Origin of the sequence: Pseudomonas sp. VA159-2 (assembly GCF_024126635.1) — a bacterium.
In the GTDB taxonomy this organism is placed as follows: domain Bacteria; phylum Pseudomonadota; class Gammaproteobacteria; order Pseudomonadales; family Pseudomonadaceae; genus Aquipseudomonas; species Aquipseudomonas muyukensis.
In genome coordinates this window covers 19,070-38,666 of record NZ_JAMYBV010000032.1, presented here as the reverse complement: position 1 = coordinate 38,666, position 19,597 = coordinate 19,070, and the positions used below count along the sequence as shown (strand labels likewise).

Below are 19,597 nucleotides of genomic sequence, written 5' to 3'. Positions count from 1 at the left end.
GGGCCCCAGCGCTCGACGGCCATCCATGGCCGTCGCCCCACTACGCAAGAACTCCACTCGGCCTCCTGAAGTCGCAATTGGCGGCGCCTGAACTATCGCGCGCTTAGAAGCAAAATCAACAGCAGATCAAGAGCAGAGATTTATGGTTTGTTAATTGGAACTGTGTTGCTTGCCCCGACGCCATCGAGGGTAAAGCCCACTCCCACGATTGGCCACTTTATAGGCTTGGCGTGGAAGCGGGCTTGCCCCGCGATGCGATCCAGAGTTCCCACTAATTCAACTAGCGATTAGCTGCGTCAGTGCAGGCGCCGCCGTAAGGGCGGAAAGGTGACTATGCGTCGACATCATAAATGAATGCGCATACAACTACCAAAACCCACACCCCCCAACAACAACAACAACAACAACAACAACAACAACAACAACAACAACAACAAGGGGCGAACCAGGAGTTACACAGCCCCCCAACCCGCCCCCGTCAAAACCCCGGAATTAATTCAAAGCATCAAGCAAAGCCCGATTCATCTCCGGCGTCCCAATGGTAATCCGCAGGAACTGCGCAATCCGCTCCTGCTTGAAGTGCCGCACAATCACCCCCTGCACCCGCAACCGCGCCGCGATCCCCGCCGCATCCTGCTCGGGATGCCGAGCAAAGATGAAGTTCGCCGCCGAAGGCAACACCTCGAACCCACGCGCCACCAACTCGGCAACCAGCACCTCTCGGCTATCTATAACCTTGCGACAGGTCTCATCGAAATACTCACGGTCGTCAAACGCCGCCGCCGCCCCGACAATCGCCATGCGATCCAACGGATACGAGTTGAAGCTGTTCTTGATCCGCTCCAACGCCTCGATCAGGTCCGGATGACCAACCGCCAACCCAACCCGCAGCCCCGCCAACGAACGCGACTTGGACAAGGTCTGGGTCACCAGCAGGTTGTCATAGCGATCGACCAGGCTGATGGCCGTCTCACCACCGAAATCGATGTAGGCCTCATCGACCACCACCACCGAATCCCGGTTGGCCTGCAACAACTGCTCGATCGCTTCCAGCGCCAGCAGGCAACCGGTCGGCGCATTAGGGTTGGGGAAAATGATCCCGGCATTGGGCTTGCTGTAGTCCGAAACCCGAATCTGGAACTGCTCATCCAGCGCCACCTGCTCGAACCCAATACCGTACAGGCCGCAATACACCGGGTAAAAGCTGTAGCTCACGTCCGGGAACAGCAGCGGCCCCCGGTCATGCTGGAACAGGCCGTGGAAGATGTGCGCCAGTACCTCGTCCGAGCCATTACCAACGAACACCTGCGCCGGCGTCACGCGGTAATACTCGGCCACAGCCTGCTTGAGCCGATCACCGTTGGGGTCCGGGTACAGCCGCAGGTTATCGTTCAGCTCGCCACGCATCGCCTCCAGCACCTTGGGCGACGGGCCATAAGGGTTCTCGTTGGTGTTGAGCTTGACCAAGCGCGCCAGCTTGGGCTGCTCGCCCGGCACGTAAGGCACCAGGTCCTTGACGAAAGGGCTCCAGAAACGACTCATGCTCAGTTCCCCTTCTCGTTGAGGATGCGGTATTCGGCGCTGCGCGCGTGGGCGGTCAGCGATTCGCCACGGGCCAGCACCGAAGCGGTGTGGCCCAGCTCGGAGGCACCCTGCTCGGAGCAGAAGATGATCGACGAACGCTTCTGGAAGTCATAGACCCCCAGCGGCGACGAGAACCGCGCAGTACCCGAGGTCGGCAACACGTGGTTGGGGCCGGCGCAGTAGTCGCCCAGCGCCTCGCTGGTGTGGCGGCCCATGAAGATCGCGCCGGCGTGGCGAATCTGCCCCAGCCAGGCCTGCGGATCGGCCACCGACAGCTCCAGGTGCTCAGGCGCGATGCGGTTGGCCACCTCGATGGCCTGCTGCATGTCACGCACCTGGATCAACGCACCACGGCCATTGATCGACTTCTCGATGATCTCGGCACGCTCCATGCCCGACAGCAACTTGTCGATGCTGGCGGCGACACGGTCGAGGAACGCGGCGTCCGGGCTGACCAGGATCGCCTGGGCATCCTCGTCGTGCTCGGCCTGGGAGAACAGGTCCATGGCGATCCAGTCCGGATCGGTCTGGCCGTCGCAGACCACGAGGATTTCCGACGGGCCGGCGATCATGTCGATGCCGACCTGGCCGAACACATGGCGCTTGGCGGTAGCCACGTAGATATTGCCCGGGCCGACGATCTTGTCCACCTGCGGCACGCTCTCGGTACCGTAGGCCAAGGCGGCGACAGCCTGGGCCCCGCCGACGGTGAAGACCCGGTCGACACCGGCGATGCAGGCGGCCGCCAGCACCAGCTCGTTGACCTCGCCACGCGGGGTCGGTACCACCATCACCACCTCGCCGACACCGGCGACCTTGGCCGGAATGGCGTTCATCAGCACCGACGAGGGGTACGACGCCTTGCCGCCCGGCACATACAGCCCGGCGCGGTCCAGTGGGGTGACCTTCTGCCCGAGCACGGTGCCGTCGGCCTCGGTGTACTGCCAGGAATCCTGCTTCTGCCGCTCGTGGTAGATACGCACGCGGTTGGCGGCTTTCTCCAGGGCTTCGCGCTGGGTCGGGGTGATGCGGGTCAGGGCCAGTTCCAGGCGCTCGCGATCGAGGATCAGGTCGTCGATCGACTGGGCCTCAACGCCATCGAAACGCTGGGTGAACTCCACCAGCGCCGCGTCGCCGCGCTCGCGCACGGCCTTGATGATGTCGAGCACGCGCTGGTTGACCGCGTCATCGGACACACTTTCCCAGCTCAGCAGATGATCCAGATGTCGGGCGAAATCCTGGTCAGCGGCGTTGAGACGGGCAATTGCAGTGGACACGGTCATGGCGAGGGCCTCGTTGTTAGCGGATGTTCAGGCGCCCTGAAGCTACCACTCCATCCGCGCGGGCACCTGAGAAAGAAGGCTATGACGCGGATAGACGGGCGCGACGGCAAAGGTCGCGCGCAGTAGTCAGCCGCGGTGTCGCGATTCGACAGCGTTGCGCAGGGTGTCGATCAGGCTCTGGATACGGGCGTGCTGCATCTTCATGGAGGCCTTGTTGACCACCAGGCGCGAGCTGATCGTGGCGATCAGTTCCTGTGGCTCCAGGCCATTGGCACGCAGGGTGTTGCCGGTGTCGACCACGTCGATGATCTTGTCGGCGAGGTTGATCAACGGGGCCAGCTCCATGGAGCCGTACAGCTTGATGATGTCGACCTGGCGGCCCTGCTCGGCGTAGTAGCGCTTGGCTACGTTGACGAACTTGGTGGCCACGCGCAGGCGGCCCTTGGGCTCAGGGGCACCGGTGACGCCGGCGGTCATCAGCTTGCATTGGGCGATCTGCAGGTCCAGGGGCTCGTACAGGCCCTGGCCGCCGTATTCCATCAGCACGTCCTTGCCGGCCACCCCGAGGTCGGCGGCACCATGCTCGACATAGGTCGGCACGTCGGTGGCGCGCACGATGAGCAGGCGTACGTCATCCTGCGTGGTGGGGATGATCAGCTTGCGGCTCTTGTCCGGATTCTCGGTCGGGACGATACCGGCTTCGGCCAGCAGCGGCAGGGTATCGTCGAGAATGCGGCCCTTGGATAGCGCGATGGTCAACATGGGAACGTCGGTCCTTAAGCAGCTATAGCCAGCCGGGCACAGCCCGGCTGTATAAAATTCGGGGCGCGTCCCTGCGCCGTACAGACTAGCCCGGTACGCGACGGATCTTCGCGCCCAGCATCTGCAGTTTTTCCTCGATGCACTCGTAACCACGGTCGATGTGGTAGATGCGGTCGATCAAGGTGTCGCCTTCGGCGACCAGCGCCGACAGCACCAGGCTGGCGGACGCACGCAGGTCGGTGGCCATCACCGGGGCGCCCTTGAGCTTGCTGACGCCGGTGACGATGGCGGTGTTGCCTTCGACCTGGATCTGCGCGCCCATGCGATGCATCTCGTAGACGTGCATGAAGCGGTTCTCGAAGATGGTCTCGATCACCGCACCAGTGCCCTCGCCGATGGCATTGAGCGAGATGAACTGCGCCTGCATGTCGGTGGGGAACGCCGGGTACGGCGCGGTGCGCAGGTTGACGGCCTTCGGCCGCTTGCCGTGCATGTCCAGCTCGATCCAGTCCTCGCCGGTGGTGATGTCGGCGCCAGCTTCCTTGAGCTTCTCGAGGACGGCTTCGAGGATGGTCGGATCGGTGTCCTTGACCTTGACGCGGCCACCGGTCACGGCAGCGGCAACCAGGTAGGTGCCGGTCTCGATACGGTCGGGCATGACGCGATAGTTGGCCGAGTGCAGGCGCTCGACGCCATCGATGGTGATGGTGTCGGTGCCAGCACCCTGGATCTTGCCACCCATGGCGTTGATGAAGTTGGCCAGGTCGACCACTTCCGGCTCGCGGGCAGCGTTCTGCAGCACGCTGCGGCCCTTGGCCAGGGCCGCGGCCATCATGATGTTCTCGGTACCGGTGACGCTGACGGTGTCGAAGAAGAAGTGCGCGCCGCGCAGGCCGCCTTCAGGCGCCTTGGCCTTGATGTAGCCACCTTCGACTTCGATCTTCGCCCCCATGGCTTCCAGGCCACGGATGTGCAGGTCGACCGGACGCGAGCCAATGGCGCAACCGCCGGGCAGGGCCACTTCGGCCTCGCCGAAACGGGCGACCATCGGGCCAAGCACCAGGATCGAGGCGCGCATGGTCTTGACCAGCTCGTACGGCGCGACCAGGGTCTTGATGGTGCGCGGGTCGATCTCCACCGCGAGCTTCTCGTCGATCACAGGCTCGATGCCCATGCGCCCGAACAGCTCGATCATGGTGGTGATGTCGTGCAGGTGCGGCAGGTTGCCAACCGTGACCGGGCCATCGGCCAGCAGGGTAGCCGAGAGAATCGGCAGGGCTGCGTTCTTCGCGCCGGAAATGCGGATCTCGCCGTCGAGGCGTGCACCGCCAGTGATAATCAGTTTGTCCATTCGTGTCTCGCCGCCAAGTTGGCTCAGGTGCGCTCAGCCCAGGCTGCGCTGCTGAAGAATTTCATGGTTACCGCGTGGATGCTGCCGTTGGCGATCCATGGATTGAGGTGAGCATAGATCGCCTGCTGACGCTTGACCGGGCTCTGGCCCGCCAGCTCGTCGCTGATCACGTTCAACTGGAAGTTGCAGCCTTCGCCTTCAACTTCGACCCGGGTTCCCGGCATTTTTTCTTCCAGAAAGCTTTTAACTTCTACGGCCTGCATGCTCAACCTCGATCGGCGCCCAACGCGCGCGGGTCGGCCATCATACAAAAAAGCCCCTCGCCTGCGAAGCCCATGCGCGGGCTCGCTGACCGAGGGGCTTTCACCGGGTGCCAGGCCATCAGCCTGCCAGTACTTCGTCGAGGTCATAGACCTCGGCGATTTCCCGCATGTCGCTGGGCATGCCGCGCAGTTCCCAGGCCTTGCCGGCGGCTTGGGCGTCACGCATGAACGCCAGCAACAGCGACAGGCCGACACTGCTGGACTTGACCACCGCCGTGCAGTCGAGCACCAGGTGCGCCTCGCGGCTGGCGGCGATCAGCGCCTTGCCCTGCTTGCGCAGGGCCGGGCCGCTGCGGTAGTCCAGCACGCCGGCCAGGGCCAGGACCCCCGGCTCGGCCATGCTCACGGCGGCGTCGCTCATTTGACTTCCTTATCCGGCGAGTTGTCGGCGGCTTGCTTGGCCTTGGCCACTTCGCCGGCCCAACCGTCGATGGTCTTGTCCAGGTTGTTGCCGTTGCGCTGCATGGCGTCCTGGAACTGGTCGCGGAACAGCTTGCCGATGTTGATGCCGTTGACGATGACGTTGCGCACTTTCCACTGGCCATCGAGCTTCTGCATGGTGTACTGCACCGGGTAGACCGCGCCGTTGTTGCCGGTGATCTTCATGCCGACGCTGGTGCGATCGCCGTCTTCGGCACGCGCCGGGTCGACGGTGATGCCCTGGTTGTCGTATTCCAGCAGGGCGTTGCCGTAGAACTGCATCAGGCTGCGCTTGAAGTTCTCCTGGAAGCGCTGCATCTGCTCCGGCGTGGCCTTGCGCGAATACTTGACGGTCATGATGCTCTTGGAGATGCCATCGGCATCGACCACCGGCCCAAGGTTACTGTTCAGGGCGCTGTAGAACGCCTCCGGGTTGGCCTTGTACTGCGCCTTGTTGGCCTTCAGGTCGCTGAGCAACTGGCTGGTGGTGCCCTGGATCACATCACGGGCGGATTGCCCCGGCGCCGCCAGGGCCAGCAGGGGGAAGGCCGCCAGCAGGACCAGCAGGCCACGTCGCAGGATCGAAATCATGGAAACTCCTTAGTTAGCCGGTTGAGCTTCTTTGGGTTCCTTGCCCACCGAGTTGAGCAGGAACTTGCCGATCAGATCTTCCAGCACCAGCGCCGACTGGGTGTCGTGGATGGTGCTGCCATCCTTGAGCAACGCGTCTTCGCCGCCCACGCTGATGCCGATGTACTTCTCGCCCAGCAGGCCGGCGGTCAGGATCGAGGCAGTGGAGTCGGTCGGCAGGTTGTCGACGTTCTTGTCCAGCTGCAGCGTTACCCGACCGGTGTACGAGTCGCGGTCCAGATCGATGGCCGTGACCTTGCCGATGGTCACACCGGCCATGGTCACTTTAGCTCTGACCGTCAAACCGGCGATATTGTCGAAGTAGGCGTAAACTTTGTACGTGTCGCTGCTCGGGCTGGCCGACAGCCCGCTGACACGCAGGGCCAGCAGCAGCAGCGCCAGGATCCCGGCCAGGAGGAACAGGCCGACACCGATTTCCAGGGTGCGGTTTTGCATCAGAAATCTCCAAACATCAAGGCGGTCAGAATAAAGTCCAGACCCAGGACTGCCAGCGAGGCATAGACCACGGTCTTGGTAGTGGCACGGCTGATCCCTTCTGAGGTGGGCTCGCAGTCATACCCCTGGAATACGGCGATCCAGGTCACGACGAAAGCGAACACCAGGCTCTTGATCAAGCCATTGATCACGTCGTCGGCGAAAGAAACGCTGTTCTGCATGTTGGCCCAGAACGAGCCTTCGTAGACGCCCAGCCAGTCCACGGCAACCCACGAGCCGCCCCAGATACCGACCACGCTGAAGATCAGCGCCAGCAGCGGCAGCGAGATGAAGCCGGCCCACAGCCGCGGGGCAACGATGTACTTGAGCGGGTCGACGCCGATCATCTCGAGGCTGGACAACTGCTCGGTAGATTTCATGTTGCCGATTTCGGCGGTCAACGCCGAGCCCGCGCGCCCGGCGAACAGCAAGGCGGTGACCACCGGCCCGAGCTCGCGCAGCAGGGTCAGGGCGACCATCTGCCCCACCGCCTGCTCCGAGCCATACTTGGTGAGGATGCTGTAGCCCTGCAGCGCCAGCACCATGCCGATGAACACACCGGACACGACGATGATCGCCAGCGACAGCACGCCGACCGAATACAGCTGCTTGACCAGCAGCTGGAAGCTGCCGCCGATGCCGCCACGGCCGATCAGCGCATGCCCGAGGAACAGGCACGAGCGCCCCAGCACGGCCAGCACGTCGATGGCCGAGCGGCCGAACAGGCGAATACGTTCGAGTAAGGATTTTCTGCGCATCAACGCGTCCCCAGCAGATCGGCGCGGTAGTCAGGCGCAGGGAAATGGAAAGGTACCGGACCGTCCGGGTCACCCTTCATGAATTGGCGGATGCGCGGGTTGTCCGAGCCCATCAGCTCGGCCGGCGTGCCCTGCCCCAGGACCTGGCCGTCGCCGACCACATAGATGTAGTCGGCGATGCTGGCGGTTTCCGCCAGGTCGTGGGAAACCACGATGCTGGTGATGCCCAGGGCGTCGTTGAGCAGCCGGATCAGGCGCACCAGCACGCCCATGGCGATCGGGTCCTGGCCGACGAACGGTTCGTCGTACATGAGGATCTGTGGGTCCAGGGCGATCGCCCGGGCCAGCGCCACGCGGCGTTTCATGCCGCCGGACAGTTCGTCGGGCATCAGGTCGATGGCGCCGCGCAGGCCCACGGCCTGCAGTTTCATGAGCACGATGTCGCGGATCATCTCGTCCGACAGCTGCGTATGCACGCGCAGCGGGAAGGCGACGTTCTCGAAGACATCGAGGTCGGTGAACAGCGCGCCGCTCTGGAACAGCACGCCCATCTGCTTGCGCGCATCGAACAGGTCGCCCCGCGACAGCGCGGGCAGGTTCTGGCCATTGACCCAGACTTCGCCGCTGGCCGGGCGCAGCTGCGCGCCCATCAGGCGCAGCAGGGTGGTCTTGCCGCACCCCGAAGGCCCCATGATGCCGGTGACCTTGCCGCGCGGAATACGAATGTCCACGTTGCTGAAAATGCTGCGCGAACCGCGCTTGAAGGTGACGCCCTTCAACTCGACCGCACAGGCGCTATCCACACTCATCTAGACTCCTTGCTAGTGCAGCCTCGCCTAGTTGACGCCGGCCTTCATCATGAAGGCACACGCGCCCGTGGCAGGCCGAATAGCGGCGAACTATAGCACCGCTGATAGGCCCGCCCCAAGGCCATCGCCTGACTCGTTCAGGGTGCGGACAGGGTTGCGCGACAGGCATCTGACATTCGATGGATGAGCGTTTCACACATTGCGGCTATAATCGCCGCCTTTTCATCAGGCATTGCGTTTCGACATGACCCAATCCAGCGAGCTGATCCAATCCGCCCAGCGCACCCTGCGCCTCGAACTCGAGGCCGTGGAGGCCCTGCTGGCCCGTATCGACGGCGACTTCGTCAAGGCTTGCGAACTGATCCTGGCCAGCAAGGGCCGGGTCGTGGTGGTTGGCATGGGCAAGTCGGGGCACATCGGCAACAAGATCGCCGCCACCCTGGCCAGCACCGGCACCCCGGCATTCTTCGTGCATCCGGCCGAGGCCAGCCATGGCGACATGGGCATGATCACCCGCGACGATGTCATTCTTGCCCTGTCCAATTCCGGCAGCACCGCCGAGATCGTCACCCTGCTGCCGCTGATCAAGCGCCTGGGCATCCAGATGATCAGCCTGACCGGCAACCCCGATTCGCCCCTGGCCCAGGCCGCCGAGGTCAACCTCGACGCCAGCGTCGCCCAGGAAGCCTGCCCGCTCAACCTGGCGCCCACCTCCTCGACCACCGCCGCATTGGCACTGGGCGACGCCCTGGCCATCGCCCTGCTCGAGGCCCGCGGCTTCACCGCCGAGGACTTCGCCTTCTCGCACCCCGGGGGGGCCCTCGGCCGTCGCCTGTTGCTGAAGGTCGAAAACGTCATGCACGCCGGCGACGAACTGCCGGTGGTCAAGACCGGCACCCTGCTCAAGGACGCGCTGCTTGAAATGTCTCGCAAAGGTCTGGGCATGACCGTGGTCCTGGGCAACGACGGCAAGCTGGCCGGGGTCTTCACCGACGGCGACCTGCGCCGCAGCCTGGACCGCAACATCGACGTGCACAAGACCCTGATCGACGAGGTCATGACCGTGCACGGCAAGACCGCCCGCGCCGAGATGCTCGCCGCCGAGGCGCTGAAAATCATGGAAGACCACAAGATCAGCGCACTGGTGGTGGTCGATCAGGCGGACCGCCCGACCGGCGCCCTGAACATGCACGACCTGTTGCGCGCCGGAGTGATGTAAATGAACCAGGACCTGATGCAACGTGCCAAGGCCATCAAGCTGGCGGTGTTCGACGTCGACGGCGTGCTTACCGACGGGCGCCTGTACTTCCTCGAGGACGGCAGCGAGTTCAAGACCTTCAACACCCTCGACGGCCACGGCATCAAGATGCTCATGGCCGCGGGCGTGACCACGGCCATCATCAGCGGGCGCAAGACCCCGGTGGTCGAGCGCCGGGCGAAGAACCTCGGCATCCCCCACCTGTTCCAGGGCCGCGAGGACAAACTGGTGGTGCTCGACGGCCTGCTCGCCGAACTCAATCTAAGCTATGAGCAGGTCGCCTACCTGGGCGACGACCTGCCCGACCTGCCGGTGATCCGCCGGGTGGGCCTGGGCATGGCCGTGCACAACGCCGCACCGTTCGTGCGCCAGCACGCCCACGGTGTCACGCAGGCCCGCGGCGGCGAAGGCGCCGCCCGCGAGTTCTGCGAACTGATCATGCAGGCCCAGGGTACCCTGGACGCTGCCAACGCCAACTACCTGTAAGGCCACCCATGTTCAGCAAGAAAGTTCGCAATTTTGCGCTGCTTGGCGTGATCGCCGCCGTACTGGCGGCGGTCGGCTACTGGAACATCAGCCCCGAGAGCTTCCTCGAGCAGCCCGCGACCCAGGTCGACGAAAGCGCCATCGACTACTACGCCATCAACGCCCACAGCGTGCAGTTCCTGCCCGACGGCAAGCTGCAGTACGAAATGACCGCCGCCAAGGTCGAGCATCTCAAGGCCAGCGAAGTCACCCTGGTGACCACGCCCGACCTGCACCTGTACCGTGGCACCGAGTATCCATGGCACGTGCAGAGCAAGCGCGCCGAGGTCAACCCGGACGGCAGCGAGGTGGAACTGATCGACGACGTGCGCGTGGCGCGCACCGACGAGAAGCAACGCGAAACCATCATCACCAGCACACGCATGACTGTGTTCCCGCAGAAGCAATATGCGCAGACCGAGCAAGCCGTTAGAATCGACGGCGCCGGTGGCACGACTACGGGCAAAGGAATGAAAGCGTATTTGAAAGAAGGCAGGATGGACCTGCTCTCTAACGTAAGAGGACAGTATGAGGCTCGTTAAAACCATCCCCCTTCTGCTCAGCCTGGGCGTAGCACTGGGAAGCGCGAGCGCCTTCGCCCTGCCGAACGACCGTGACCAGCCGATCCGCATCCAGGCGGACAACGCCCACCTGGACGACAAGCAAGGCGTGGCCACCTACACCGGCGACGTGATCATCACCCAAGGCTCGATGATGATCAAAGGCAACACCGTGACCATGACCCGCGCCGCCAACGGCGACATCGACGTGGTCACCTCGGTGGGCAACCTGGCCTACTTCGAGCAGCAGCAGAGTGCCGCCAAGGCGGACAAGATGAAAGGCTGGGCGGTGACCATCCAGTACCAGGCGCAAAAGGACACGGTAATCCTGACCGACCGCGCCAAGGTCGAGAACGAAGGCAACACCACCGAAGGCGAGAAGATCGTCTACAACACCAAGTCCCAGGTGGCGACCGCCGGCCGTGGTGGCAACGTGACTGCACCGCGTCAGCGTATCGACATGGTCATTCAACCGAAGAAAAAGGCCGAGTAAATGGCAACCCTCAAAGCCCAGCACCTGGCCAAGAGCTACAAGGGCCGGCAAGTCGTGCGCGACGTCAGCCTGTCGATCGACAGCGGCCAGATCGTCGGCCTGCTCGGCCCCAACGGCGCCGGCAAGACCACCTGCTTCTACATGATCGTCGGCCTGGTCCAGGCCGACCAGGGACGCGTGCTGATCGACAGCCACGACGTCAGCCACCAGCCCATGCACGGCCGTGCCCAGGCCGGCATCGGCTACCTGCCGCAGGAAGCCTCGATCTTCCGCAAGCTGTCGGTGGCCGACAACATCATGGCAATCCTCGAGACCCGCAAGGACCTCGACCGCGATGGCCGGCGCAAGGAGCTGGAAAGCCTGTTGCAGGAGTTCCACATCAGCCATATCCGCGACAACCTGGGCATGAGCCTGTCCGGTGGCGAACGCCGCCGTGTCGAGATTGCCCGCGCCCTGGCCACCGCGCCCAAGTTCATCCTGCTGGACGAACCCTTCGCCGGTGTCGACCCGATCTCGGTCGGCGACATCAAGCAGATCATCCACCACCTCAAGAACAAGGGCATCGGCGTACTGATCACCGACCACAACGTTCGCGAGACCCTGGACATCTGCGAAACCGCCTACATCGTCAACGATGGTCAGCTGATCGCCGAAGGCGACGCCGAGACCATCCTGGCCAACCAGTTGGTCAAGGAAGTGTACCTGGGGCACGAGTTCCGACTCTGATCCCAGCCTGCCCGGAGCACTGGCGCAGGCAGCCGTTCGAGGCTTAAGTTGTTACAGTGCTCTAGGCAAACGCTGCAATTTCAGGCATATAACTTGCTTAAAATCGGCGCCCAAGCGCCCTACGTGTAGTGGATGGCGCATGCGCGCCGGCGAACAAGGTATTAAGCCCCTGCCATGAAACCATCGCTCGTCCTAAAAATGGGCCAGCAACTGACGATGACCCCGCAGTTGCAACAGGCCATCCGTCTGCTCCAGCTCTCTACCCTGGACCTCCAGCAGGAAATCCAGGAAGCGCTGGAATCCAATCCGATGCTCGAACGCCAGGAAGACGGCGACGATTTCGACAACAGCGACCCAATGGCGGACAACGCCGAAAGCAAGCCAGCCGCCGAAGCCCAGGACAACAGCTTCCAGGAGCCGACCACCAGCGCCGAAACCCTGGAAGACGGCGAGTGGGCCGAGCGCATTCCCAACGAACTGCCCGTCGACACCGCCTGGGAAGACATCTACCAGACCAGCGCCAGCAGCCTGCCCAGCAACGATGACGACGAGTGGGACTTCACCACCCGCACCTCGGTGGGCGAGAGCCTGCAGAGCCACCTGCTCTGGCAGCTCAACCTGGCGCCGATGTCCGACACCGACCGCCTGATCGCGGTGACCCTGATCGACAGCATCAACGAACAGGGCTACCTGGAGGACACCCTCGAGGAAATCTGCGCAGGTTTCGACCCTGAGCTCGACATCGAGCTGGATGAAGTCGAGGCGGTGCTGCACCGCATCCAGCAATTCGAACCTGCCGGCATCGGCGCCCGCTCGCTGGGTGAATGCCTGTTGCTGCAACTGCGCCAACTGCCGGCCTCGACGCCGTGGATGAGCGAGGCGCAGCGCCTGGTCAGCGATTTCATCGATTTGCTCGGCAGCCGCGACTACAGCCAGCTGATGCGGCGCATGAAGCTCAAGGAAGACGAGCTGCGCCAGGTCATCGAGCTGGTACAGACCCTGAACCCACGCCCGGGCTCGCAGATCGAATCCAGCGAGCCGGAGTACGTGGTGCCGGACGTGATCGTGCGCAAGGACAGCGAGCGCTGGCTGGTCGAGCTCAACCAGGAAGCGGTGCCGCGCCTGCGCGTCAACCCGCAGTACGCTGGGTTCGTCCGCCGCGCCGACACCAGCGCCGACAACACCTTCATGCGCAACCAGTTGCAAGAAGCGCGCTGGTTCATCAAGAGCCTGCAAAGCCGCAACGAGACGCTGATGAAGGTAGCCACGCAGATCGTCGAGCACCAGCGCGGTTTCCTCGACCACGGCGACGAGGCCATGAAGCCGCTGGTACTGCACGACATCGCCGAGGCGGTGGGCATGCACGAGTCGACCATCTCGCGGGTGACCACGCAGAAATACATGCACACGCCACGTGGCATCTACGAACTGAAATACTTTTTCTCGAGCCACGTCAGCACCGCCGAAGGCGGCGAATGCTCGTCCACGGCGATCCGCGCGATCATCAAGAAACTGGTGGCGGCGGAAAATCAGAAAAAGCCATTGAGTGACAGCAAGATCGCTGGTTTACTGGAGGCACAAGGCATCCAGGTAGCCCGTCGCACCGTCGCCAAGTACCGCGAGTCGTTGGGGATCGCCCCTTCGAGCGAGCGCAAGCGACTGATGTAGCCCCGGGATGTGCCACAGCGTTTCAGTGGCAGGTGCAAGACCTGCCTCTTTATGCACGGGCAACAAAGGAGAAGCTGTATGCAAGTCAACATCAGTGGACAGCATGTAGAAGTCACCCAACCACTGCGCGAGTACGTGCTCGAGAAGCTCGCCCGCGTAGAGGGCCATTTCGACAAGATCACCAATGCAACGGTGATCATGAAAGTCGAAAAGCTGCAGCAGAAGGTTGAAGCCACACTCCAGATTCCCGGTGGCGAAGTGGTCGCCAACGCCGAACACCAAGACATGTATGCCGCGATCGATGCCCTGGCTGACAAGCTCGACCGCCAACTGAAAAAACACAAGGAAAAACAGCAAAGCCTGCTGCAAGGTGCAGCCGCCCGCTGATCCCCCTCATCCATGATCCGACTTGAAACCATCCTGACCCCCGGCCGTTCCCTGGTGAACGTGCCGGGCGGCAGTAAAAAGCGCGCCCTGGAAAAGGTCGCCACCCTGATCGCCGAGCAAGTGCCCGAGCTGGAGATGCAAGACGTCTTCGACAAGCTCATCGCTCGCGAAAAGCTGGGCTCCACCGGTTTTGGCAATGGCATCGCCATTCCCCATTGCCGGCTTGTGGGCTGCACCGCGCCAGTGAGCGCCTTGCTGCACCTGGACGCCCCCATCGATTACGACGCCATCGACGGTGCCCCGGTCGACCTGCTGTTCGTGCTGCTGGTCCCGGAAGCTGCCACCGATGCCCACCTTGAACTGCTGCGCCAGATCGCCAGCATGCTCGATCGCAAGGAGGTTCGCGAGCGCCTGCGTGCCGCCGACAGCAGCGAGGCCCTGTTCCAGGTCGTCCTGGACGTACAGAACGAGCACTGACCATGCGCCTGATCATCGTCAGCGGCCGCTCCGGCTCCGGCAAGAGCACCGCCCTCGACGTACTGGAAGACAACGGCTACTACTGCATCGACAACCTGCCGGCGGGCCTGTTACCGCAGTTGGCGGAAAACGCGCTGATCAACACCGAGCTGCTGCAGCCCAAGGTGGCCGTTTCCATCGACGCGCGCAACCTGCCCAGCCACCTGTCACGCTTCCCGGACCTGCTCCAGGAGGCGCGCGCGCGGCACATCCAGTGTGACGTGTTGTACCTGGATGCCGACGAGGACACCCTGCTAAAGCGCTTCTCGGAAACCCGCCGCCGCCACCCGCTGACCAACGACAGCCGTTCGCTGGCCGAGGCCATTCGCGTCGAAAGCGAACTGCTGGGGCCGATCGCCGACCTGGCCGACCTCAAGATCGACACCACCAATTTGAACCTGTACCAGTTGCGTGACTCGATCAAGCTGCGCCTGCTCAACCAGCCGGAGCCGGGGACCGCGTTCCTGGTCGAGTCGTTTGGCTTCAAGCGCGGCATGCCGGTGGATGCCGACGTGGTGTTCGACGTGCGCTGCCTGCCCAACCCCTACTGGAAGCCGGAACTTCGCGAGCATTCCGGCCTCGAACAGCCGGTGATCGACTACCTGGCAGCCCAGCCGGACGTCGAGGAGATGTTCCAGGACATCTCCAGCTACCTGCTCAAGTGGCTGCCGCGCTTCGCCGCCAGCAACCGCGCCTATGTCACCGTGGCCATTGGCTGCACCGGTGGCCATCACCGTTCGGTGTACATCACCGAGCGGCTCGGCCAGTTGCTCCAGCAATCCCTGAAAAACGTCCAGGTCCGCCATCGCGACCTCTAGCCCACAGGATATCCGCCCCACGATGCCCGCCCGCGAAATCACCATCATCAACAAGCTGGGCCTGCACGCCCGTGCGGCTGCCAAGTTCGTCGGCGTGGCCGGGCGCTTTCCTTGCCAGGTACGGGTGGGTCGCGCGCCAGACAAGCTGGTGGATGGCAAGAGCATCATGGCAGTGATGATGCTGGCCGCCGGCAAGGGCACGCCGGTACACCTGCACACCGAAGGCGAGCAGGACGCTGAAGCCATGGAGGCGCTGGTCGCGCTGATCGAGAACTTCTTCGACGAAGGCGAGTGACTGATACAACGCGGCGCCTGTAGGAGCGGCCTTGTGTCGCGAAAAAGGGCCGCATAGCGGCCCCAGCAATATTGGTTTGATGCATGAATCGCGGGGCGCCTCGCCCCCTTTCGCGACACAAGGCCGCTCCTACAGAGGGCAGGGCCAGGCTCAGGACATCGCCGTGTCCATCACCATCATCAGGCAGAACCCGACACACAGCCCCAGGCTCGCCAAACGGTGGTGACCGTTGCTGCGCGACTCGGGGATGATCTCCTGGGTCACCACCAGCAGCATCGCCCCCGCCGCGCAGGCCAGGCCCAGCGGCAACAGCAACTCGGCAATGTTCACCAGCCAGGCGCAGACCACCGCCGCCAAGGGTTCGACCAGGCCGGACGCCGCCCCAATCAGAAATGCCTTGAACCGCGGCATGCCCGCCCCGGCCAGCACCAACGCGATCACCAGCCCTTCCGGCACATCCTGCAGGGCAATGCCCATGGCCAGGCTGTCGGCATCGGGCATGCCGCCCCCGGCGGATACGCCGATGGCCATGCCCTCGGGAATGTTGTGGGCGATGATGGCGATGACGAACAGCCAGATCCGCGCCGCGATCACCGGCTGCTGCGCGGTACCGACCAGCGCCTCGGGCGAGGCCCCGGACACTTTCAGGTCGATCAGGAACAGGCACAGCGCGCCGAACAGCAGGCCGCTGCTAACCAGCCCACCGGCGCCCCAAGGGCTGAAACCGATGGCCTGGGCGGCATCCAGCCCGGGAATGATCAGGGAAAACGCCGTGGCCGCCAACATCACCCCGGCGCCAAAGCCGAGCAAGGTGTCGGCCACGGCCACCGGCATGTTGCGGATCACCAGCACCGGTACCGCACCCAGGGCCGTGCCCAGCGCGCACAGGGCGCCCCCTTCGAGGGCGCGCAACATGCGCGGTTCCAGGTCCAGCCAGGCGATGCCGCGGGCCACCAGCAACGCAGTGCCGACCAGCAACAGCAAGGTTCCCAGCGCCAGACGAAACAGGCGCACACTGCCGACAGACATCACCTCGGTACGCATACCGGCCTGGCTCACTTCAAGGCTTCAAGGTAGCGGCGTTCCACTTCGGCCCAATCGACCACGTTGTAGAAGGCGCCGATATATTCCGGACGACGGTTCTGGTACTTCAGGTAGTAGGCATGCTCCCAGACGTCCAGGCCGAGGATCGGGGTGTTGCCGTGCATCAGCGGGCTGTCCTGGTTGCCGCTGCTCTCCACCACCAGCTGCTTGTCCGCGGTGACGCTGAGCCAGGCCCAGCCGCTGCCGAAGCGGGTCAACGCAGCTTTGGTGAAGGCCTCCTTGAAGGCTTCGAAACCGCCGAGCTGGGCATCGATGGCCTGGGCCACCTGCCCTGCGGGCTGGCCGCCGCCCTTGGGCGACATGACGGTCCAGAACAGGCTGTGATTGGCATGGCCACCCCCTTGGTTGATCACCGCCCCTTGCAGCTTCTCGGGCAGCTGCTTGACCGCGCCGACCAGCCGTTCCACCGGCCATTCGGCCCACTCGGTGCCCTCGATGGCGACGTTCAGGTTGTTGATGTAGGTCTGGTGGTGCTTGCTGTGGTGGATCTCCATGGTCTGGGTATCGATGTGCGGCTCCAGCGCAGCGTAGGCGTAAGGCAATGCAGGCAAGGTATGGGGCATGTCAGTGGATTCCGTAGGCAGGTGTGCGATGAGCGATATCCGTGTGCGCGACCAGTTCGCTGGCCACCGCTGCCTGGCGATTGAGCAGGCGCTCGGTGCGCGGGTACTGGCCGTATTCGGCAATGAAACTCAGCAACTCGGTGTAGGTCCGTGCGCTATGGCGCAAGGCGGCCTCACGCAGCGCCTGGGGCAGGTGCTGCGCCTGGCTGGCCTGGAGCAGCCGCTGGTGGGCGGCGCACAGGTAGTCGGCGCTTTCCTGGGGCTGGTTCAGGCGCAGGTGCAGGTCGGCCAGGTTGTGGTGGGCGATGACCAGCGCGGCCACCGCCTCGTCGGCGTCATGCCAGCGCTCGAACAGCACCTGGGCCAGGGCCAGCGCTTGCAGGTAATGCTCCCGGGCGTCGACCAGCTCGCCCTGTTCGAACAGGCGATTGGCGGTTTGCGTGGTGCGTCTCCAGTGCTGCATGACGTGCCTCCTGGGCGGCCCTGGCTCAGATGCCGCCGGCGGTGAGTTTTTCTGGGTCCAGCAACGCCTCGAGCTGGTCACGCGACAGGTCGGTGTGCTCCAGCGCCACGTCGATGATCGGTCGACCCTGCTGGTAGGCGGTCTTGGCGATCTCGGCGGCCTTGAGGTAGCCAATGATCGGGTTGAGCGCGGTGACCAGGATCGGGTTGCGCGACAACGCCTCCTTGAGCTTGCCCTCGTTGACCTTGAAGCTGGCGATGGCCTTGTCGGCCAGCAGGCGGCTGACGTTGGCCATCAGCTCGATGCTCTCCAGCAGGTTGCGGGCGATCACCGGCAGCATCACGTTCAGCTCGAAGTTGCCCGACTGGCCGGCGACGGCGATGGTGGCGTCGTTGCCGATCACCTGGGCGGCGACCATGGCGGTGGCCTCCGGGATCACCGGGTTGACCTTGCCCGGCATGATCGACGACCCCGGCTGCAGGCCTTGCAGCTCGATCTCGCCAAGGCCGGCGAGCGGGCCAGAGTTCATCCAGCGCAAGTCGTTGGCGATCTTCATCAGCGCCACGGCGGTAGTCTTGAGCTGGCCGGACAGGGCCACCGCGGTGTCCTGGGAGCCGATCAGGGCGAACAGGTTATCGCCCGGGGTGAACGCGACTCCGGTCAGCCCGCTGAGCTGGCGGGCGAAGCCGGCGGCGAACTGTGGATGGGCGTTGATCCCGGTGCCTACCGCGGTGCCGCCCTGGGCCAGTGCCTGCAAGCTCGGCAGGGTCGCTTCGAGGTGCGCCTGGGCGCCCTTGATCTGCGCCGCCCAGCCGCCGAGCACCTGGCTCATGCGCACCGGCATGGCGTCCATCAGGTGGGTGCGGCCGGTCTTGACGTATTTGTGCACCTCGACGGCCTTGGCCTCGATCACCTGGTTCAGGTGGCCCAGGGCAGGCAACAACTGCTCGTGCAGGGCCAGCGCGGCGCTGACGTGGATGCTAGTGGGGATGATGTCGTTGCTGCTCTGGCCGCAATTGACATGGTCATTGGCGTTGACCGGCTCGCCCAGCACCCGGCTGGCCAGGGTGGCGATCACCTCGTTGGCGTTCATGTTCGAGCTGGTGCCGGAGCCGGTCTGGAACACATCCACCGGGAAGTGCTGGATGAAGTCGCCGGCCAGCAGTTGCTCCACCGCCTTGACGATGGCCTCGCCCTGCCCCGCGCTCAGTTGCGAAAGCTCGATGTTGGCCTTGGCCGCCGCGGCCTTGGCCAGCAGCAACGCGCGGATGAACTGGGCCGGCATCGGCTGGCCGCTGACCGGGAAGTTGTCGACCGCGCGCTGGGTCTGGGCGCCGTACAGGGCTTGGGCCGGCACCTGCAGTTCACCCATGCTGTCGCGCTCGATACGGGTATCACTCATCTTCAAGTCCTTGCATCAGTTCTTCGGGAGAAATCGACGGCAGCAGCACGCAATTGGCGAGCTGCATCGCATAGGGTTGCCAGCGCTGGTTGTGCTCGCAGCGGTCGAGGTTGCGCAGGTCGAGCAACGGGCGCCAGGCCTGGTCCAGGCACAGGCAGCGCCAGTGCCAAGGCAACATGCGGTCGTTGGCGGTATCCAGCAGCAAGCGCAGGGCGGTCAGGGCGACTGTCCAGGGCGAGGTTTCGGTGCAGCACACCAGGTAGCGCCCCTCGGCCAGGTAATGGTCGATCAGGCGCGGCTCGTCAGGTGCGAGGGCGCAACGGATACGCCGGCTGAGCCAGCGCCAGTTTTCCAGGTAGGGCAGTTCGTGGAGGACAGGTTTCATGAACATCATCGCCGGGTTA

General features: G+C 63.9%; 25 protein-coding genes. 10 read left to right on the top strand and 15 right to left on the bottom strand.

The genetic code is table 11. From position 1 onward, the window contains the following. Window positions 1-492: 492 nt before the first annotated feature. From hisC to NJG22_RS22155, 10 genes are all read right to left on the bottom strand, one after another. A complete protein-coding gene (gene hisC / locus NJG22_RS22200; protein ID WP_253097735.1) occupies window positions 493-1,542 on the bottom strand; it encodes a histidinol-phosphate transaminase in 1,050 nt (349 codons plus the stop codon). A gap of 2 nt (window positions 1,543-1,544) precedes the next feature. Beyond that, window positions 1,545-2,867, bottom strand: coding sequence for a histidinol dehydrogenase (gene hisD / locus NJG22_RS22195; protein WP_253097734.1), 1,323 nt, complete (start codon window positions 2,865-2,867; stop codon window positions 1,545-1,547). 126 nt (window positions 2,868-2,993) lie between these two features. Beyond that, the gene (hisG, locus tag NJG22_RS22190; protein WP_011532429.1) at window positions 2,994-3,629 is read right to left on the bottom strand and encodes an ATP phosphoribosyltransferase; all 636 of its coding nucleotides are present in this window, start codon (window positions 3,627-3,629) and stop codon (window positions 2,994-2,996) included. A gap of 85 nt (window positions 3,630-3,714) precedes the next feature. Further along, window positions 3,715-4,980: a UDP-N-acetylglucosamine 1-carboxyvinyltransferase gene (gene murA / locus NJG22_RS22185; RefSeq protein ID WP_217849899.1), complete on the bottom strand. Its 1,266-nt coding sequence runs from the start codon at window positions 4,978-4,980 to the stop codon at window positions 3,715-3,717. A 23-nt stretch (window positions 4,981-5,003) separates the two neighbouring features. Further along, window positions 5,004-5,243 carry a BolA family protein gene (locus NJG22_RS22180; protein ID WP_134693912.1) on the bottom strand — a complete coding sequence of 80 codons (240 nt, stop codon included), beginning with the start codon at window positions 5,241-5,243 and terminating at the stop codon, window positions 5,004-5,006. 118 nt (window positions 5,244-5,361) lie between these two features. Beyond that, entirely contained in the window at window positions 5,362-5,664 is a 303-nt protein-coding gene (locus NJG22_RS22175; RefSeq protein WP_217849901.1) for an STAS domain-containing protein, read from the bottom strand. Continuing rightward, complete coding sequence (locus tag NJG22_RS22170) at window positions 5,661-6,314, bottom strand: phospholipid-binding protein MlaC (protein WP_253097733.1); 654 nt, start codon at window positions 6,312-6,314, stop codon at window positions 5,661-5,663. The genes NJG22_RS22175 and NJG22_RS22170 overlap by 4 nt, the downstream gene beginning before the upstream one ends. 9 nt (window positions 6,315-6,323) lie before the next feature. After that, entirely contained in the window at window positions 6,324-6,809 is a 486-nt protein-coding gene (gene mlaD, locus NJG22_RS22165) for an outer membrane lipid asymmetry maintenance protein MlaD (RefSeq protein ID WP_217849909.1), read from the bottom strand. Continuing rightward, window positions 6,809-7,606 carry a lipid asymmetry maintenance ABC transporter permease subunit MlaE gene (gene mlaE, locus NJG22_RS22160; RefSeq protein WP_217849910.1) on the bottom strand — a complete coding sequence of 266 codons (798 nt, stop codon included), beginning with the start codon at window positions 7,604-7,606 and terminating at the stop codon, window positions 6,809-6,811. The genes mlaD and mlaE overlap by 1 nt, the downstream gene beginning before the upstream one ends. Then, window positions 7,606-8,415: an ATP-binding cassette domain-containing protein gene (locus NJG22_RS22155; protein WP_217849912.1), complete on the bottom strand. Its 810-nt coding sequence runs from the start codon at window positions 8,413-8,415 to the stop codon at window positions 7,606-7,608. Before NJG22_RS22155 ends, mlaE begins: the two co-directional genes overlap by 1 nt. 244 nt (window positions 8,416-8,659) lie before the next feature. On the opposite strand from NJG22_RS22155, the gene NJG22_RS22150 reads away from it, so the two are divergent. From NJG22_RS22150 to NJG22_RS22105, 10 genes are all read left to right on the top strand, one after another. Next, on the top strand, window positions 8,660-9,634 hold the full coding sequence (locus NJG22_RS22150; RefSeq protein ID WP_217849914.1) for a KpsF/GutQ family sugar-phosphate isomerase: 975 nt from the start codon (window positions 8,660-8,662) through the stop codon (window positions 9,632-9,634). Further along, window positions 9,635-10,159 (top strand): HAD family hydrolase, encoded by a 525-nt coding sequence (locus NJG22_RS22145; protein WP_217849916.1) that lies wholly within the window; start codon window positions 9,635-9,637, stop codon window positions 10,157-10,159. It begins immediately after the preceding gene. Window positions 10,160-10,167: 8 nt separating this feature from the next. After that, window positions 10,168-10,740 (top strand): LPS export ABC transporter periplasmic protein LptC, encoded by a 573-nt coding sequence (gene lptC, locus NJG22_RS22140; protein ID WP_253097732.1) that lies wholly within the window; start codon window positions 10,168-10,170, stop codon window positions 10,738-10,740. Beyond that, window positions 10,727-11,251, top strand: coding sequence for a lipopolysaccharide transport periplasmic protein LptA (gene lptA, locus NJG22_RS22135; RefSeq protein WP_134693903.1), 525 nt, complete (start codon window positions 10,727-10,729; stop codon window positions 11,249-11,251). The genes lptC and lptA overlap by 14 nt, the downstream gene beginning before the upstream one ends. Next, window positions 11,252-11,977, top strand: a complete 726-nt coding sequence (gene lptB / locus NJG22_RS22130) for an LPS export ABC transporter ATP-binding protein (RefSeq protein WP_134693902.1) — start codon at window positions 11,252-11,254, stop codon at window positions 11,975-11,977. A 174-nt stretch (window positions 11,978-12,151) separates the two neighbouring features. After that, window positions 12,152-13,645, top strand: a complete 1,494-nt coding sequence (locus NJG22_RS22125) for an RNA polymerase factor sigma-54 (RefSeq protein WP_253097731.1) — start codon at window positions 12,152-12,154, stop codon at window positions 13,643-13,645. A gap of 78 nt (window positions 13,646-13,723) precedes the next feature. Beyond that, window positions 13,724-14,032, top strand: a complete 309-nt coding sequence (gene raiA, locus NJG22_RS22120; RefSeq protein WP_054894382.1) for a ribosome-associated translation inhibitor RaiA — start codon at window positions 13,724-13,726, stop codon at window positions 14,030-14,032. Window positions 14,033-14,044: 12 nt separating this feature from the next. Further along, window positions 14,045-14,509: a PTS IIA-like nitrogen regulatory protein PtsN gene (gene ptsN / locus NJG22_RS22115; protein ID WP_253097730.1), complete on the top strand. Its 465-nt coding sequence runs from the start codon at window positions 14,045-14,047 to the stop codon at window positions 14,507-14,509. A gap of 2 nt (window positions 14,510-14,511) precedes the next feature. Beyond that, entirely contained in the window at window positions 14,512-15,366 is an 855-nt protein-coding gene (gene rapZ, locus NJG22_RS22110; protein ID WP_253097729.1) for an RNase adapter RapZ, read from the top strand. Between the two features lie 22 nt (window positions 15,367-15,388). Beyond that, a complete protein-coding gene (locus tag NJG22_RS22105) occupies window positions 15,389-15,661 on the top strand; it encodes an HPr family phosphocarrier protein (RefSeq protein WP_217849928.1) in 273 nt (90 codons plus the stop codon). Window positions 15,662-15,811: 150 nt separating this feature from the next. Here NJG22_RS22105 and NJG22_RS22100 read toward each other — a convergent pair whose 3' ends face one another. Genes NJG22_RS22100 through NJG22_RS22080 form a run of 5 tightly spaced genes read right to left on the bottom strand, consistent with a single transcriptional unit; the run spans window position 15,812 to window position 19,587 of the window. Next, window positions 15,812-16,705 (bottom strand): ZIP family metal transporter, encoded by an 894-nt coding sequence (locus NJG22_RS22100; RefSeq protein ID WP_253097738.1) that lies wholly within the window; start codon window positions 16,703-16,705, stop codon window positions 15,812-15,814. A gap of 11 nt (window positions 16,706-16,716) precedes the next feature. Further along, window positions 16,717-17,328 carry a superoxide dismutase gene (locus NJG22_RS22095; RefSeq protein WP_253097728.1) on the bottom strand — a complete coding sequence of 204 codons (612 nt, stop codon included), beginning with the start codon at window positions 17,326-17,328 and terminating at the stop codon, window positions 16,717-16,719. Between the two features lies 1 nt (window position 17,329). Further along, entirely contained in the window at window positions 17,330-17,791 is a 462-nt protein-coding gene (locus NJG22_RS22090) for a DUF2753 domain-containing protein (RefSeq protein WP_253097727.1), read from the bottom strand. Window positions 17,792-17,816: 25 nt separating this feature from the next. Continuing rightward, window positions 17,817-19,193 (bottom strand): class II fumarate hydratase FumC, encoded by a 1,377-nt coding sequence (fumC, locus tag NJG22_RS22085; RefSeq protein WP_253097726.1) that lies wholly within the window; start codon window positions 19,191-19,193, stop codon window positions 17,817-17,819. Then, complete coding sequence (locus NJG22_RS22080) at window positions 19,186-19,587, bottom strand: FagA protein (RefSeq protein WP_253097725.1); 402 nt, start codon at window positions 19,585-19,587, stop codon at window positions 19,186-19,188. The genes fumC and NJG22_RS22080 overlap by 8 nt, the downstream gene beginning before the upstream one ends. Window positions 19,588-19,597: the final 10 nt, after the last annotated feature.